This is a genomic window from Reyranella sp. (genome assembly GCF_965228225.1).
Taxonomy (GTDB): Bacteria; Pseudomonadota; Alphaproteobacteria; order Reyranellales; family Reyranellaceae; genus Reyranella.
Genome location: NZ_OZ245801.1, coordinates 4,028,028 through 4,043,120, shown reverse-complemented (window position 1 = coordinate 4,043,120; position 15,093 = coordinate 4,028,028). Strand labels below are relative to the sequence as shown.

15 protein-coding genes and 1 pseudogene are annotated in these 15,093 nt (G+C 65.8%); 9 read left to right on the top strand and 7 right to left on the bottom strand.

What is annotated here, in order from left to right:
• Positions 1 to 15: 15 nt before the first annotated feature.
• Positions 16 to 264 (bottom strand): DUF6356 family protein, encoded by a 249-nt coding sequence (locus tag ACO07K_RS19630; RefSeq protein WP_422030775.1) that lies wholly within the window; start codon positions 262 to 264, stop codon positions 16 to 18.
• Positions 265 to 354: 90 nt separating this feature from the next.
• On the opposite strand from ACO07K_RS19630, the gene ACO07K_RS19625 reads away from it, so the two are divergent.
• Together ACO07K_RS19625 and ACO07K_RS19620 are read left to right on the top strand one after the other, a co-directional pair.
• Complete coding sequence (locus ACO07K_RS19625; RefSeq protein WP_298309592.1) at positions 355 to 834, top strand: Lrp/AsnC family transcriptional regulator; 480 nt, start codon at positions 355 to 357, stop codon at positions 832 to 834.
• 73 nt (positions 835 to 907) lie between these two features.
• Positions 908 to 1,903, top strand: a complete 996-nt coding sequence (locus ACO07K_RS19620; protein ID WP_422030773.1) for a hydroxyacid dehydrogenase — start codon at positions 908 to 910, stop codon at positions 1,901 to 1,903.
• Position 1,904: 1 nt separating this feature from the next.
• Here the strand turns inward: ACO07K_RS19620 and ACO07K_RS19615 are convergent.
• A pseudogene (locus ACO07K_RS19615) lies at positions 1,905 to 2,087 on the bottom strand (Rdx family protein); the annotation flags it as partial.
• Positions 2,088 to 2,181: 94 nt separating this feature from the next.
• On the opposite strand from ACO07K_RS19615, the gene ACO07K_RS19610 reads away from it, so the two are divergent.
• Positions 2,182 to 3,162: an aldo/keto reductase gene (locus tag ACO07K_RS19610; RefSeq protein WP_422030771.1), complete on the top strand. Its 981-nt coding sequence runs from the start codon at positions 2,182 to 2,184 to the stop codon at positions 3,160 to 3,162.
• Here the strand turns inward: ACO07K_RS19610 and ACO07K_RS19605 are convergent.
• Positions 3,135 to 4,373, bottom strand: coding sequence for an MFS transporter (locus tag ACO07K_RS19605; RefSeq protein ID WP_422030769.1), 1,239 nt, complete (start codon positions 4,371 to 4,373; stop codon positions 3,135 to 3,137). The genes ACO07K_RS19610 and ACO07K_RS19605 overlap by 28 nt on opposite strands.
• 80 nt (positions 4,374 to 4,453) lie before the next feature.
• Here ACO07K_RS19605 and ACO07K_RS19600 point away from each other — a divergent pair, with 80 nt between their 5' ends.
• The 4 genes from ACO07K_RS19600 to ACO07K_RS19585 are packed head-to-tail and all read left to right on the top strand — an operon-like array spanning position 4,454 to position 7,766.
• On the top strand, positions 4,454 to 5,212 hold the full coding sequence (locus ACO07K_RS19600; RefSeq protein ID WP_422036681.1) for a TerC family protein: 759 nt from the start codon (positions 4,454 to 4,456) through the stop codon (positions 5,210 to 5,212).
• Between the two features lie 40 nt (positions 5,213 to 5,252).
• Positions 5,253 to 6,005, top strand: coding sequence for an SDR family oxidoreductase (locus tag ACO07K_RS19595; RefSeq protein ID WP_422030767.1), 753 nt, complete (start codon positions 5,253 to 5,255; stop codon positions 6,003 to 6,005).
• A 1-nt stretch (position 6,006) separates the two neighbouring features.
• Positions 6,007 to 6,849, top strand: coding sequence for a phytanoyl-CoA dioxygenase family protein (locus tag ACO07K_RS19590; RefSeq protein ID WP_422030765.1), 843 nt, complete (start codon positions 6,007 to 6,009; stop codon positions 6,847 to 6,849).
• A 2-nt stretch (positions 6,850 to 6,851) separates the two neighbouring features.
• A complete protein-coding gene (locus tag ACO07K_RS19585; protein WP_422030763.1) occupies positions 6,852 to 7,766 on the top strand; it encodes a polysaccharide deacetylase family protein in 915 nt (304 codons plus the stop codon).
• A gap of 2 nt (positions 7,767 to 7,768) precedes the next feature.
• Here ACO07K_RS19585 and ACO07K_RS19580 read toward each other — a convergent pair whose 3' ends face one another.
• A complete protein-coding gene (locus ACO07K_RS19580; protein ID WP_422030761.1) occupies positions 7,769 to 8,560 on the bottom strand; it encodes a pentapeptide repeat-containing protein in 792 nt (263 codons plus the stop codon).
• A gap of 85 nt (positions 8,561 to 8,645) precedes the next feature.
• Between ACO07K_RS19580 and ACO07K_RS19575 the strand changes: the two genes are divergently transcribed.
• The gene (locus ACO07K_RS19575) at positions 8,646 to 9,866 is read left to right on the top strand and encodes an adenylate/guanylate cyclase domain-containing protein (RefSeq protein WP_422030759.1); all 1,221 of its coding nucleotides are present in this window, start codon (positions 8,646 to 8,648) and stop codon (positions 9,864 to 9,866) included.
• A gap of 90 nt (positions 9,867 to 9,956) precedes the next feature.
• Here the strand turns inward: ACO07K_RS19575 and ACO07K_RS19570 are convergent, their stop codons facing one another.
• Genes ACO07K_RS19570 through ACO07K_RS19560 form a run of 3 tightly spaced genes read right to left on the bottom strand, consistent with a single transcriptional unit; the run spans position 9,957 to position 14,066 of the window.
• Entirely contained in the window at positions 9,957 to 11,120 is a 1,164-nt protein-coding gene (locus ACO07K_RS19570; protein WP_422030757.1) for a serine hydrolase domain-containing protein, read from the bottom strand.
• Positions 11,117 to 13,201, bottom strand: a complete 2,085-nt coding sequence (locus tag ACO07K_RS19565; protein WP_422030755.1) for a S9 family peptidase — start codon at positions 13,199 to 13,201, stop codon at positions 11,117 to 11,119. The genes ACO07K_RS19570 and ACO07K_RS19565 overlap by 4 nt, the downstream gene beginning before the upstream one ends.
• A gap of 16 nt (positions 13,202 to 13,217) precedes the next feature.
• On the bottom strand, positions 13,218 to 14,066 hold the full coding sequence (locus tag ACO07K_RS19560) for an HpcH/HpaI aldolase family protein (protein WP_422030753.1): 849 nt from the start codon (positions 14,064 to 14,066) through the stop codon (positions 13,218 to 13,220).
• Between the two features lie 58 nt (positions 14,067 to 14,124).
• On the opposite strand from ACO07K_RS19560, the gene ACO07K_RS19555 reads away from it, so the two are divergent.
• Positions 14,125 to 15,093 (top strand): D-2-hydroxyacid dehydrogenase, encoded by a 969-nt coding sequence (locus ACO07K_RS19555; RefSeq protein ID WP_422030751.1) that lies wholly within the window; start codon positions 14,125 to 14,127, stop codon positions 15,091 to 15,093.

Below are 15,093 nucleotides of genomic sequence, written 5' to 3'. Positions count from 1 at the left end.
CCTTCCTTCGGGCGGTTACTCGGCCGCAACGACCACGGCAGCGTCGTCCTGTGCCGGGCGCACCACGCGATGGCTCACCATTCGATGATGGAGCGTGCGGACCGTATCGCTGCCGCGGGTCAGGCAAAGCCACGGAAAGATCCCGTGGACGAAACAGGCCAGCGAGCCGATCAGCATTCTGCTGCCGAACCCGAAGGCCATGCCCATGTGTTGGAGATAGGTCTCGTTGACCGAGGCGGGGTGTTCGGTGAAGCGGCGGATCATGGAACGAATTCTACCGGCCGGGGCCGGAAACGGCTTGCTACCTTTGCGCCGACACGGCCAAACTTGAGAACGTCATTCTCAGGAAGGCCAATGGCTGGAAAATTCGTACTCGATTCCTTCGACAAGAAGATCCTCGATTGCCTTCAGGACAATTCGGACATGCCGCTCGCCGAAGTTGCGAAGCGCGTCGGTCTGTCGACGACGCCTTGCTGGCGCCGGATCAACCGCCTGCAGGAAGAGGGCATCGTGCGGTCGCGCGTGGCGCTGCTCAACCGCAAGGCGGTGAACGCGGGCGTCACCGTCTTCGTCGCGGTGCGCACGGCCCAGCACAGCGCCCAGTGGCTGACCCGGTTCGCCAAGGCCATCGCCTCGTTCCCCGAGGTCATGGACTGCTATCGCATGAGTGGTGAAATCGACTACCTGATCCGCCTCGCGCTGCCCGACATCGAAGCCTACGACGCCTTCTACAAGCGGCTCATCGCCAAGATCGAACTGTCCGACGTGACCTCGATGTTCGCGATGGAGGAGATCAAGTCGACCACGCGGCTGCCGCTGAATTACCTGCCCTAGTTACGGGCTCTGGTTTCCCGCGTCGGTGGGCCTTAGGATCGCGCCCGTTCGCATGAAGACTCCAGGGGAAACGATGAATACGGGCCCGAATACAGGCAAGAACCGCAAGAAAGTGCTGATCGTCGGCCGCATGCCGGAGGCGGGAATCGCCGTCCTCAAGGCACGCGACGATGTCGACTACGAGATCCTGACGGACGACACGGTGCCGTCGCTGCACCCCAAGCTCGCGGACGCCAATGCCGTGACCCTCGGCGCGACCCCGTTCCGCCAGGCCGAGCTCGACGCGGCCCCCGGCATGATGGTGGTGGCCCGCCTCGGGGTCGGCTTCGACGCCGTCGAGATCCCGGCTCTGAACAAGCGCAAGATCCCGCTGATGACGACCGGCATCGCCAACTCGGTGTCCGTGGCCGAGCATGCGATGTACATGCTGCTGGCTTCGGCGCGCCTGGTGAAGAAGTACGACCGGTTCGTGCGCGAGAAGGGCTGGCTGCAGCGACTCACCGACCTGCCGGCCGATCTTTCGGGCAAGACCATCCTGGTGGTCGGCATGGGCCGAATCGGCTCGCGCACGGTGAAGCGCTGCGTCGCCTTCGACATGGACGTCTTCGTCCTCGATCCGAACCTCTCGGAGGCCGAGATCAAGGCGGCCGGCGCCACCAAGGTGACCGACCTCAAGGCGATCCTGCCCAAGGTCGATTTCGTCTCGATCCATTGCCCCAAGGCGCCCGAGACGATCAACATGTTCAATACCGAGACGCTGGGTCTCATGAAGCCCGAAGCGTTCCTGGTCAACACCGCCCGCGGCGGCATCGTGAACGAGGACGCGCTGTTCGAGGCGCTGAGCACCGGCAAGCTGCGCGGCGCCGGTCTCGACGTGCTCGACAAGGAGCCGCCGGATCCGGCGAACAAGCTGTTCACCCTCGAGAACGTGATCTTCAGCCCTCACATGGCCGGCGTCACCAAGGAGGCGAGCGACCGCATGGCCGTCACCGCCATCGAGAACATCCTGAGCGTGTTCGACGGCCGGCCCAACGCTTCGAACGTCGTGAACAAGGAAGTGCTGGGCTAGACTAGGCTCCCGATCGATCCGGCAGGAGATCCTCGACTTCGGCATCGGTCGGAAAGCGACCGGTGTCGCGGCGGGTGTATTTCAGCTCACCATCGACGCTGACGTCGAACTGGCCTGATTTGCCGATGCGCAGCTCGATGTCGGCCGCGCCCAGCCTTTCGAGGCGTTCCCTCACACGGAGGGCCTGCGGCTTGTAGCCTCAAGCGCCGCAATATTCGATCAGGACCTTCATGCATTGAAGGTGGGAGCTTAAGCTTCCGCCAGCAAGGGGAACTTCTATGAAATACGGACCGCTCGGCCGCTCGGGCCTGATCGTGAGCAAGATCTGCCTCGGCGGAAATTCCTGGGGCGCCAAGGGCCGGCGGGGCTGGGGCAAGTTCGACGAGTCGGAGGCGCCGGCCTACTTCAAGCGGGCGCTCGACGTCGGCATCACCTTCTTCGATACCGCCGACACCTACAATTTCGGCCGGTCCGAGGAGATCATGGGTGCCACGCTCATGAAGATGGCGCGGCGCGAGGACTTCGTGCTGTCGACCAAGGTCGGCATCCGCATGAGCGAGAACCAGAACGACGTCGGCACCGGCCGCAAGCATCTGATGGCCTCGGTCGACGCCCAGCTGAAGCGCCTGCAGACCGACTATATCGACCTCTACCAGGTTCACCGCCTCGACCCGCACACGCCGATCGAGGAGACCATGTACTCGCTCGACCAGATCGTGCGCTCGGGCAAGGTGCGCTACATCGGCGGCTCCACCATGCCGGCCTACAAGTTCGCGCAGATGCTCATGATCGCCGACTGGAAGGGCTACGCCCGGCCGATTGCCATGCAGAACCTCTACAACCTGATCCAGCGCGAGGAAGAGCCCGAGATGAACCGGCTCTGTCACGAGCAGGGTGTCGGGCTCATCCCCTATTCGCCGCTGGCGCGCGGTTTCCTGGCGGGCAACCGCAGCAAGGAGGGCGGCGGGACCACCGAGCGGGCGAAGAACGACACGGTCGTGAAGGACGGGACCTATCGCGATTGCGACTGGGAGATCGTCGAGAGGCTGAAGAAGATCGCCCAGGAGAAGGGCTGCACGCCGGCCCAGGCGGCGCTCGCCTGGCTGCTGCACAAGTCCTACATGGGCTCGCCCATCATCGGCGCGACCGACCTCGACCAGCTGACGTCGGCCGCACAGTCGACGGAGATCTCGCTGACCGACGAGGAGTGCAAGGCGCTCGAGGCGCCCTATCAGTTCCGGGTTTCGCCGGTCAACTGAGCGCGCCGGCCGATCGCGGCGGAGAACCAGAAGGCCAGCAGCGGCAGCACGACGGCCGCCGCCCAGAAGACGGGCGGCGCGCCCCAGCGGTCGACGATGGGGGCGGCAATGGGCACGCCGATCGCCTGGCCCACGAACAGGCAGAGCGCGAACAGGGCCATGCCGGCGCCGCGGGCTTCCGGCGCCATCTGGGTGCCGTTGGTCTGCAGCGTGTTGTGGAACATGTAGAACGACACGCCGGACAGGACGATGGCGGCAAACTCGACCTCGGCGGTCGGCGCCAGCGCCATGGCCGCGAAGGCGATGCCGAGGCCCGTTCCGCCCCAGGTGCAGAGGCCGCGCTCGCCCAGGATGCGCACGAGGTGGTGCGCCATCATCACGTAGAGGAAGCCGCCGGCGCCGAAGGCCGCGACCGCGAGCCCGATGGCGGCGAAGCCCAGGTCGAAACGCTGGTGCAGGTCGGCGCCGACGAAGGTGAAGGCCCCCCAGAAGACACCGCCTTCGAGCGCGACGACCAGGATGACCGTCATCGCCCAGGGCCGTTTGAGGACGCGGACCATCTGGCCGATCATCGAGCCCGCGGCGCGCTCGCCCGGACGGGCGATGTCGGGCCGGGCGCGCATGACGGCGAACAGGGCGCCGCCGGCCAGGATGTAGATTGCGGCCAGCACCCAGAAGACCGAGCGCCAGCCCAGCCAGTCGCCGAGGGCGCCGCCCAGGGCGGATCCGGTCATCAGGCCCAGCGTCTGGCCGGTGAGGAAGCGGGCCAGGGTCGCCTGCCGCTTCTCGTAACTCACATTGTCGCCGACCCAGGCGATGGCGAGCGGGATGATCGCCGAGCCGGTCACACCCGTCAGGAACCGTGCCAAAGTGAGCATGCCCAGCGATGCCGAGACCGCGCTCAGCATGCAGCAGAGGGCCGCGCCGATGCAGGCGATGGCCACCACCGGCATCTTGCCGTAGCGGTCGCCGAACGGGCCGTGCACCAGCACGAAGACGCCGTTGGCAAACAGGAAGGCGGTGGCGGCGATCGAGGCGGCGCCGACCGTAACCCCGAAGGCGGCGGAGAGCTGCACCAGCAACGGGTCGATCACGCGCATGTTGGCGGCCGACGCGAAGGCGGCAACCGACAGCAGCACGATGGCGATCGTCGGGGCGGCAGGCGGGAGGCTGGCGGGGGAGGGCCGCGGCGGGGCGGCGGGGGAAGGCATCGGTTGCGGGCTTACCGGCTCGGTCGTGCAAAATAAAGGTCTCTCGGCGGGACCCAGCAATGACCTATGGTGGTGGGATGATGGAAGAGCTTCTCGTTCTCGCCCGCGACCCGAATGCCTGGGCTGCGCTCGCGACCCTCATTGTCATGGAAGTCGTGCTGGGCATCGACAACCTGATCTTCATCTCCATCCTGACCAACAAGCTGCCGGAGGAGAAGCGGTCCAGGACCCGGCGCATCGGCATCGGGCTGGCGGTGTTCCTCCGCCTTGGCCTGCTGGGCAGCGTCGCCTTCATCGTCCAGCTCACCTCGCCGCTCTTTTCACTGTTCGGGCATGGGTTTTCCTGGCGGGACCTCATCCTGATCGGCGGCGGCCTGTTCCTGATCTACAAGGCGACCAGCGAGATCAGAGACCATGTTGCGGCAGAGCATGAGGACGAGGAGGTTTCGGTCGCCTCCGCCGCGCGCGTCACCGTGGCGGGCGTAATCGGCCAGATCCTGATCCTCGACCTGGTCTTCTCGCTCGACAGCATCATCACCGCCGTGGGGATGACCGACGATATACCGGTCATGGTCATCGCCGTGGTCGTGGCGGTTTGCCTGATGCTGGCCGCGGCCGACGGGCTGGCGCGGTTCATCGGCAACAATCCGACCATCGTGATGCTGGCGCTGGGCTTCCTGCTGATGATCGGCATGACCCTGATCGCCGACGGCATGGGCGTGCACGTGCCCAAGGGTTACATCTACGCCGCGATGGCCTTCTCGGGCCTGATCGAGGGGCTGAACATGCTGGCGCGTCGCGCGCAGCACAAACGTCCGTTGCGCAAGCGCCCACGCTGACCCACTGACAAGGGACGGGGGCGCGGGCTAAGCTTCCGTCATGAAGCTCAAGGATCAGGTGGCCATCGTCACCGGCGCGGCATCCGGCATCGGCGCCGCGACCGCGCGGCTGTTCGCAACCGAAGGCGCGAAGGTGGCGCTGGTCGATCTCGACGAGGCGGGGTTGGCGAAAGTCGCCAGCGAGATCGGCGGCGAGACTCTCGTCATCCCGGCCGACGTCAGCAACAATGACCAGGCGCGTGCCGGCGTGGCAAAGGTCCTCGAGAAATGGGGCCGCCTCGACGTGCTGGTGACGGCGGCCGGCGCCTCGTTCGGCGGCACGGTCGACAAGGTCGACGAGGCGACCTGGGATCGCACTTTCGCGATCAACGTGAAGGGCACCTTTCTCTGGGTCCATCACGCCATCCAGCCGATGATCGCGGCCAAGTCGGGCGCCATCGTCACCCTGGGCTCGCAGCTGGCGCAGTCGAGCCTCGGCACCAACGTGGCCTACATCGCCTCCAAGGGCGCGATCGTCTCCTTCACCAAGACCGTCGCCGTCGATCACGCCGCTCAGGGCATCCGCGTCAATGCCCTGATGCCCGGCGTCATCGATACGCCGATGCCGGCGCGCTCGCTGAAGCGGCAGCCCGATCCCGAAGCGGCCCGCGCCTTCTGGAAGGTACGCCATCCGATGGGCCGTATCGGGCAGCCGGAGGAGGTCGCCAAGGCGGCGCTCTTCCTCGCCTCTTCCGATTCCTCTTTTACCACGGGATCGCTGCTGTTCGTCGACGGCGGCTGGACGGCGCACTGACATGCCGAAGAAGCTCACACCCGAACAGGTCGACGCCTATGCGCGCGACGGCTATGTCTGCCCGGTCGACGCTTTTTCGACCGAGCGCACGCGGGCTTGGCGCGACCGGCTCGAGGCCTTCGAGCGCGCCCAGGGCCAGAAGCTGACGCGCGGCCACAATTTCAAGCCGCACCTGCTGTTTCCCTGGGTCGACGAGATCGTCCACTCGCCCGAGGTGCTCGATGCGGTCGAGGATCTGATCGGTCCCGACATCCGCCTGTTCCATCTCAGCGTCTGGCCCAAGGACGCTGGTTCGGGCGCCTATGTGAGCTGGCACCAGGACGCGACCTACTTCGCGCTGGAGCCGGCCTGCCACGTCACCGCCTGGGTGGCGTTGTCCGACGCACCGGTCGAGGCAGGCTGCATGGAGGTCGTGCCGGGATCGCACAAGCTCGGCCAGCTGCCGCACGCGGAGATGCAGGATCCCGAGAACCTGCTGTCGCGCGGCCAGGAACTGGCGGGCGACTTCGATCGCAGCCGGACGGCCTTCATGCCGGTGAAGGCCGGCCAGTTCTCGCTGCACCACACTCACCTGGTGCACAATTCGCGGCCCAATCGCTCGAACGACCGGCGCATCGGGCTGGGCATCAGTTACATCCCAACCTCGGCGCGTTGCACGTCGTCGATGCGGGTCAGCGCCATGCTGGTGCGCGGCGAGGACAGATACGGCCATTTCGACGACGAGCGCCGGCCGCAGCAGGATGCAGGGCCGCAGGAACGCGCCTTCCATGCCGAGGCGGTGGACAGATTCCGACGAATGAATACCGAGCAGACCGACAACAAGGTTGCGGTCGTCAAGAGGTAGGAATGCACACGATCAGGCTGCCGTATCACGACCGCTATCCCTATTCGCCGATCACCGAGCGCACGGACTATTCCTGGCCCGAGGGCAAGCGGCTCGCGGTCTATCTCGGGCTCAACATCGAGCATTTCGCCTTCGGCGCGGGCGAGGGGCATCTTCTCACCGTCGCCAACCCACCGCCCGATCCGCGCACCTTCGCCTGGCGCGACTACGGCAACCGGGTCGGCGTGTGGCGTCTGCTGGAGATGTTCGACGAACTCAACCTGCCGGCCGCGCACCTGATCAACACGACGGTGTTCGACTATGCGCGGCAGATCGTCGATGCGCTGAAGGCGCGCGGCGACGAGTTCATCGGCCATGGCCGCACCAATGCCGAGCGCCATGGCGGTATGTGGGAGGCCGATGAGAAGCGCTTCCTGCAGGAGATCAGCGACTCCATCGAAAAGGCATCGGGCAAGCGACCACGCGGCTGGATGGCGCCGTGGATGGCCTCGACCCGCGTGACGCCCGACCTGCTCAAGGAGACCGGCTACGACTTCCTGATGGACTGGCCCAACGACGACCAGCCGATCTGGATGAAGACGCGCTCGGGCCCGCTGATGAGCGTGCCCTATCCGATCGAGGTGAACGACAGCCCGCAGGTGCTGGTGCGCCATCACAGCGGCGAGGAGTTCCGCGACATGATCATCGGCCAGTTCGAGGAGCTGCTGCGCCAGTCGGCGAAGCAGCCGCTGGTCTGCGGCATCGCACTCCACACGATGATCGTGGGCCAGCCCTACCGGCTGCGGGCGCTGCGCGAGGCGCTCTCGCACATCGTGAACCATCCGCAGAAGGACAAGGTCTGGTTCACGCGGCCCAGCGACATCTACGATCATTGCGCCGCGCTGCCGAAGGGCACGATGGTACTGCCACCGGCCTAGCGCTAGTCGGGGTGCACCGAGACGCCGAGCCGTTCGAGAAGCTCCGTCTGCTGGCCCTCACCGATCATCAGTCCCGTGTGGCCGGACAGCACGGCCAGGTTCAGCCCGGATATCGTCGAGCCTCGAAAATCCGCGCGGGTCAGATTGGCCCGCTCCCATTCGGCCTTGTCGAGAATGCAGTCGCGCATAATTGCGTCGGTGAGATTGACGTCGAAGAAGGCCGTGTCGAGAAACTTGCAGGTCAGGAACTCGCAGCTTTCGAGGGACACACCTGAGAAGTCGGTGAAGGTGAAGTTGCAGGCCTCGAAACGCCCCCGGGTGACGATCACCCGCTTCGAGATTGCCTTGGTGAAGGTGGAGGCGTGGAAGCGCACACCCCGGAAGCTGCATTCCCGAGCCTGGAAATCATGCATGTCGCAGCGTTCGAAGGCGCTGACCGAGAAGTTGCACTTTTCCGCTTCGACGTCCCGCAGATCGCAGAAGGCGAAGGTGCATCCCTTCTTCTGATCGGCGTCGAAGAAGTTGGTGGCCTGAAATCGGGCGCCTGGGAACTTGCAGCTTGCGAACCGACCGGGTGAAAAGCGGCAGTCCTTGAACTGCGCTCCCGAGAAATCGGCGCCGCGGACGGCCGGCAGATCGAAGAGGCAATTGGTGAACAGGCATTCCGTGAGGTCGAGTTCGTCGAGCGTGACAGTGGAGGTGAAGGCCGCGGCCTCGAAGGAGCGGCTCGTCTTCAGCCGCGCGTTCAGTTCGTCCTGGCAAAGGGGCTTCTGCGTGGGATCGGTGTTCGCCATAGGCGTGCCCTTGCTTTGAGGTCTATCTTTGCCATGAGAGTGGCTACCCGCGTTTCACCGTTACCGATGCCCGGAGACCCTGTCGATGAAATCTGCCCCTCTCGCCGGATGGCTGGCGCAGGCCGGCCTGCGCAACATGCCGCTGGAGGAGCTGGTCGACGGCTTCGGCCGACGTCTCAACGAGACTGGTCTCAGGGTCGAACGCCTGTTCGTCGGCATGAACACGCTGCATCCGATGATCCGGGCGCGCAGCCTGATTTGGGATGCGGCGGAGGGCGTCAACCAGCATTTTGAAATCGCTCATTCCGAGATCGACTCGACGGAAATCCAGAGCAGCCCGTTCGCGGTGATGCTGCTCGACGGCGTCAGCGAACGACGTCGCCGCGTCGATGGGACCGACGATCTGGCCGGCGTCCCGGTCTTCGAGGAGCTGCGTGCCGCCGGGATGACCGAATGGATCGGATGGGTCCAGTCGTTCGGTGAATTGTCGCTCCGGATCGGCAGCCCAGCCGAGGCCGAGCATTCAGAGCGGCTGGGGCTCGTCTTCTCCGTTTCAACCAACCGGCCGAACGGTTTTTGCGACGGGGATTTGACCCTCCTGCGGGAAGTGCTTCCGGTCTTCGCGCTTGCCGTAAAGGCCACAAGCATGCGCGGCATCGGCCACGGATTGCTGGCGGCCTATCTCGGTAACGATCCGGCGAGCCGGGTGCTCTCCGGCACCGTGGTGCGGGGCGAGGTCATGAGCGTCGAGGCCGTGGTTTTCTTCACCGACCTCAGGGGCTTCACGAGCCTCGCCGACACGATGCCGGGACGTGAGCTGATCGCGATGCTCGACGACTATTTCACCTGCATGGTCCAGCCTGTCGTGGCGCACGAGGGCGAGGTGCTGAAGTTCATGGGCGACGGCATGCTGGCGGCGTTTGCGGTGATCCTCGACGATCATGCGGAGGTCTGTACAGCGGCGCTGGCGGCGGCGGAAGAGGTATTGGCCCGCGTCGACGCGCTGAATGAGGAGCGGCGAAACGCCGGGAAGCCCGCGACGGCGCTCGACATCTCCCTGCATATCGGCCGCGTGCTCTACGGCAATGTCGGCTCCGACACGCGGCTCGATTTCACGGTGATCGGGCCCGCGGTCAACGAGGCCTCGCGTATCGAGGCGCTGTGCGAGCCACTCGGCCAGGCGCTGCTGATGTCCCAGGCCTTCGCCGAAGCGGCGACCGCAAGCCGCGACCGGCTGGTCTCGCTCGGCCGCCACCGCCTGCGCGGCGTCCGCGAGGACACCGAGCTGTTTGGTCTCGTGGTTTAGAACGAGATGGTGCAGTGGAGCGCGCCACTCCAGTGGCGCTCATGATCATGATGCGCCACTGGAATGGCGCGCGCCATTGAGGCTGTTCGACTATCGCCCGTAGACCGCACTCTCGAACGCATAAAACAGCGGCAGCGACTTCACGTCGGCGAAGGGCAGGATCTGGGTCATGTAGACGCCGCCCAGACGCTTCTTGCGGTCGATCCAGTAATAGGTATTGGGCAGGCCGGCCCAGGAGAGGCTGCCGGCCGAGCGGCCGGTCGGCGCCTCCTCGTTGTTGATCATGAAGCTCAGGCCCCATTGCTTGGCGACGCCGGGAAAGAACTCGGCATCGTTGGACAGGGCCGGCATCACGGTCTTGAGCAGACACACCGCCGAGTCGCCCATCGCGTTGGCGGCCATCGCATCGACCGTCTCGGGCTTCATCACGGCCTTGCCGTGGGCCGACTTGCCGCCGTCCAGCACCATGCGCACGAACTTCAGGTAGTCGTTGGCCGTCGAATAGAGGCCGCCGCCACCCGCCTCGAATTCGGGCTCCTGCGGGACTTCGCGCTTAAGGTCGGCAACGAGGCTGCCGTCGGCCTTGCGATGATGGATCCTGGCCATGCGGGCACGCATCGCTGGCGTGAGGCGAAAGCCGGTGCTGTCCATGCCGAGCGGTCCGAACAGTTCCTCCTGCATCACCTGGCCGAGCTTCCGGCCCGTCACGGCTTCGATCATCTTGCCGGCCCAATCGATGCCGATCCCGTACTGCCAGCGCGCGCCGGGGTCGAACAACAGGGGTGTGGTCAGGGACTTGTCGAGGCCGGTGCCGATGGTCGGCACGTCCATGACCTCGCGGTACCGCAGGATCTCCGGGTTCCAGATGTCGTAGCCGAAGCCCGCGGTGTGCGTCAGCAGATGTCGAAGGGTGACATCGCGCACCGGCTTGCGCAGCCGCGGCTTGCCGTCCGCGTCGAAGCCTTCCAGCACCTGCACTTCGCCGAGGTAAGGGATCACTTCTCTTGCCGGCGCATCGAGCTTCAGCGTGCCCCGTTCGACCTGCTGCATCGCGACCGCGCCCGTCACCGCCTTGGTCATGGAAGCGATCCACACGACGGTGTCGGGTGTCATGTCGGCATCCTGGCCCAGGATCGTCTTGCCGAAGCCGCCCTCGTAGATCGTGCCGCTTCCGTCGGTCGCGACGGCCGTGACGCCGGGCACGTCGCCGCGCTGCACGGCTTCGCTCAGGATCGCATCGATGCGCGTCTTCATGGTTTCGCTCCTGCAAGGCCAACCGTGTCGAGCGCGAAGGCGTAGCCGATCGCCACCTCGTCGAGGCGGGAGAAACGGCCCGACGCGCCGCCATGACCCGCCCCCATATTGGTGTGCAGGATCACCGGCCCGCCGCCTGTCATGGTCGCGCGCAGCCGCGCCACCCACTTGGCGGGCTCCCAGTAGGTGACGCGCGGGTCGGTGAGACCCGCCATCGCCAGGATCGCCGGATAGTGCTGCGCCGTCACATTGTCGTAGGGCGAGTAGGAGCGGATGTAGTTGAAGGCCGCCGCGTCGGTGATCGGATTGCCCCATTCGGGCCATTCCGGCGGGGTGAGCGGCAGCTTGTCGTCGAGCATGGTCGCGAGCACGTCGACGAACGGAACCTCGGCGATGATGCCGGCGAACAGCTCGGGCGCGCGGTTGGCGACCGCACCCATCAGCATGCCGCCGGCGCTGCCGCCATGGCCCACGATGCGTCCGGCCGACGTGTACCCGGCCTCGATCAAGGCGCGACCGGCCGAGACGAAATCGTCGAACGTGTTGGTCTTCTTCTCGCGCTTGCCGTCGAGATACCACGACCATCCCTGGTCGGAGCCGCCGCGGATGTGGGCGATGGCATAGACGAAGCCGCGATCGACCAGCGACAGACGGTTGGCCGAGAAGGAGGCCGGCATCGACATGCCGTAGGAGCCGTAGCCGTAGAGCAGCAGCGGCGCGCTGCCGTCGCGCACCAGGTCGCGGCGATGCAGGATCGATACCCGCACCTCGGTGCCGTCGTGCGCGGTCGCCGTGATGCGTGTCGTGACGTAGTCGGCGGGGTCGTGGCCGGAGGGAATCACCTGGCGTTTGCGCAGCGTCCGCTCCTGCGTCGCCATATCGTAGTCGTAGACCTCCGACGGCGTGGTCATCGACGAATAGACGAAGCGCAGGATGGTGGTGTCGAACTCGTAGCCGCCCGCCATGTCGAGCGCATAGGCCGCCTCGTCGAAGGCGATCGCGTGTTCTTCTCCGGTCGCAAGATCGCGGATCACGATCGAGGGCAGGGCATTCGCGCGCTCCAGCCGAGCGAGGTGGCCGGCAAAGAGCTCGATGTCGAGGATGTAGGTGCCCGGACGATGCGGCACCAGTTCGCGCCAGTTCGACCGTTCCGGTGCGGCGAGCGGCGCGGTCGCGATCCTGAAATCGATGGCGCCACCCTCGTTGGTGAGGATGAACAGCTCATCGCCGCGATCGGCCACGCTGTAGCGTACGCCCTTTTCGCGCGGTGCGATCAGCCGTGGCTCGGGGTCGGGCGAGGAGAGGTCGATCAGCCATTCTTCGGTGGTGTCGTGGTCGCCGCCCGAGATGACGCAGAAGCGGCCGCTGGCGCTTTCGCCGATGCGGGTGAACCAGCCGGCGTCCTGCTCTTCGTAGACGAGGACGTCGTCGGCCTGCGCCGTGCCCAGAACGTGCCGGTAGACTTTCAGCGGACGATGATTGTCGTCGACCTGGACGTAGAAGAAGAACGAGGAGTCGCGGCCCCAGACGACGCTGCCGCTCGTCTCCGTCAGGATGTCGGGCAAGTCCTCTGCCGTATCCCAGCGCCGGATGCGCAGGGTGAAGTATTCCGAGCCGCGCAGGTCGGCGCTCCACGCCTCGAGCCGGTGGTCCGGCGAATGGCGCGTGCCGCCGAACTTGAAATAGTCCGACGCCTTGGCCAGCGCGTCGCCATCGAGGATCGTCTGCATCTCGCCGCCATTGCGCGGCGTGCGGCCGATCTGCTGGTGCTGGCCGCCCTCGCGGAACTTCCAGAGATAGGAAAACGGCCCGTCCGGCGTCGGCACGCCCGAATCGTCTTCCTTGATGCGGCCGCGCATTTCCGCGACCAGTGTCTTCTGTAGCGCCCGCGTGGGCCCAAGCCTTTCCTCGGCATAGGCGTTCTCGGCCTCGACATAGGCGCGGATCTCGGGATCGAGCAGGGACGGATCGCGCAGCACCTCCTGCCACTTCTCGTCCTTGAGCCACGCGTAGTCGTCGGTGATCGTGACGCCGTGCAGGGTGCGCCGCGACGGGTGTCGCGGCGCGATCGGTGGCTTCATGGGGGGCTCGCAGATGTTAGTAGTTGCCGGCCTTCGCAGGCGCCTTGGCCGGCGCCGCGGACTTGTCGCCCAGCATGCCGCGCATCTCGGCACCCTTGGTGTCCCACCAGTCGGCGAGGATGCGGACGTCCCAGCCGATGCAGAAATGCTTCACGCCCATGTCGAGATACTTGGCCGCCTGGCTGGGATCGCGCAGCTCGACGCGGGGATGCAGACCCTTCTTCAGCGCCGTCTCGATCGTCTTCTTCTCGGCCGCCACCACGTCGGGATGGTTGGCCTGGCCGGTCAGGCCGATGCTCATCGAAAAGTCGGAGGCGCCGAACTGCACCATGTCGAGGCCCGGCACGTCGAGGATGGCGTCGAGATCGTCCACGCAGGACTTCTTCTCGACCATGATGGCGATCACCACCTCGTTCAGCGCGTCGACATACGCAGGTGAGCCGCCGGTGCGGACCGTGCCGACGTCGCGGCGCATGCCGACGCCCAACCGGCCTCTGCCGCGCGCGCCTTGCGCCATCGTCGTCTCGGCCCGCACGGCGTCGACCGCGGCTTTGGCGTCCTCGACCGAGCGGATGTCGGCGAACAGCACGCTCTGGAAGCCCGAGCCGATCGCCCGCATGGCCTGGTGCGTGTACTGGGTCTGCTCGATCTTGATCATTCCCGACATGCCCATCAGCTCGAACGAGCGGCCGAGATTGTCGAGATCGTGCATGGTGAAGGGCGCGTACTCGGCGGTGAATTCCACATAGTCGTACTGTTTGGAATGACCGATCAGCTCGACCAGCGTCGGCCACGCCGACAGGATGTGCGTCCCGAGTGTGGGCTTGCCCTCGTTCAGGCGTTCACGAAGTGGATTGCGGCTCATCTTGTTCCCCCAGGGTCATCGTTCGGGCTAGTGTGGCACCTTGTGCAGGGGGAGTTCCATGTTTCCGACGAGAGATAAGCTGACAATCTGCTTCGCGCATGCGGCATACCAGATGAAGGCGCGGTTCGATGCCCGGAATACCGGCATCAACAGCTTCCAGGTGCGCAGCTACGACGAGTTCGTGCAGAGGGTCGGCGAGGCCGACGTCGTCTCGGTCTCGGGCATGTGGAAGAACGACATCATCCCCCACGCCACGAGGCTGAAGTTCGTCCAGTCGATCAGCTCCGGCATGGACCAGTATTCCAAGGAGTTGCTGGGCGCCAAGGGCATCCGTCTGGCGAGTGCCGCCGGCGTCAACGCCCGCGCCGTGGCCGAGCACGCGCTGGCCCTGATCCTGGCCGTCTTCCGCCGCCTGCCCGAGGCCCGCGACAACCAGCACAAGAAAGTGTGGCGCGGCATGCTGGGCGATCTCACCCAGCGCGAGGACGAGCTGGGCGGCAAGACGCTGCTGATCGTCGGCATGGGCCGGATCGGCAGCCACCTCGCCAAGCTCGCAAAGGCTTTCGACATGAAGGTGATCGGCATCCGCCGCGATCCGACGGCGGGCGCCAACGGCGCCGACGCAATCCATGGCATGGACGACCTGGTGAAGATGGTCCCACAGGCCGACATCGTGGCGCTGACCTGCGCGCTGACACCGGAAACGACCGGCCTGATGAGTGCGACGGCCTTCGCGGCGATGAAACCTTCGTCCGTCTTCGTCAACGTCGCGCGCGGCAAGGTCGCCGACGAGGCGGCGCTGATTGCCACGATGGAAGGAAACAAGATCTGGGCGGCGGCACTGGACGTCACCGCCGAGGAGCCGCTGCCGGCGGCATCGCCGCTCTGGACGATGCCCAACGTCTTCGTCACCCCGCACACGGCTGGCGAGACCCGCGCCTACGAAGACAATGTCATCGACATCCTGATCGAGAACCTCGACCGCCTATGGCGGGGCGAGGCGACACTCCGCAATCAGGTTCTGTAG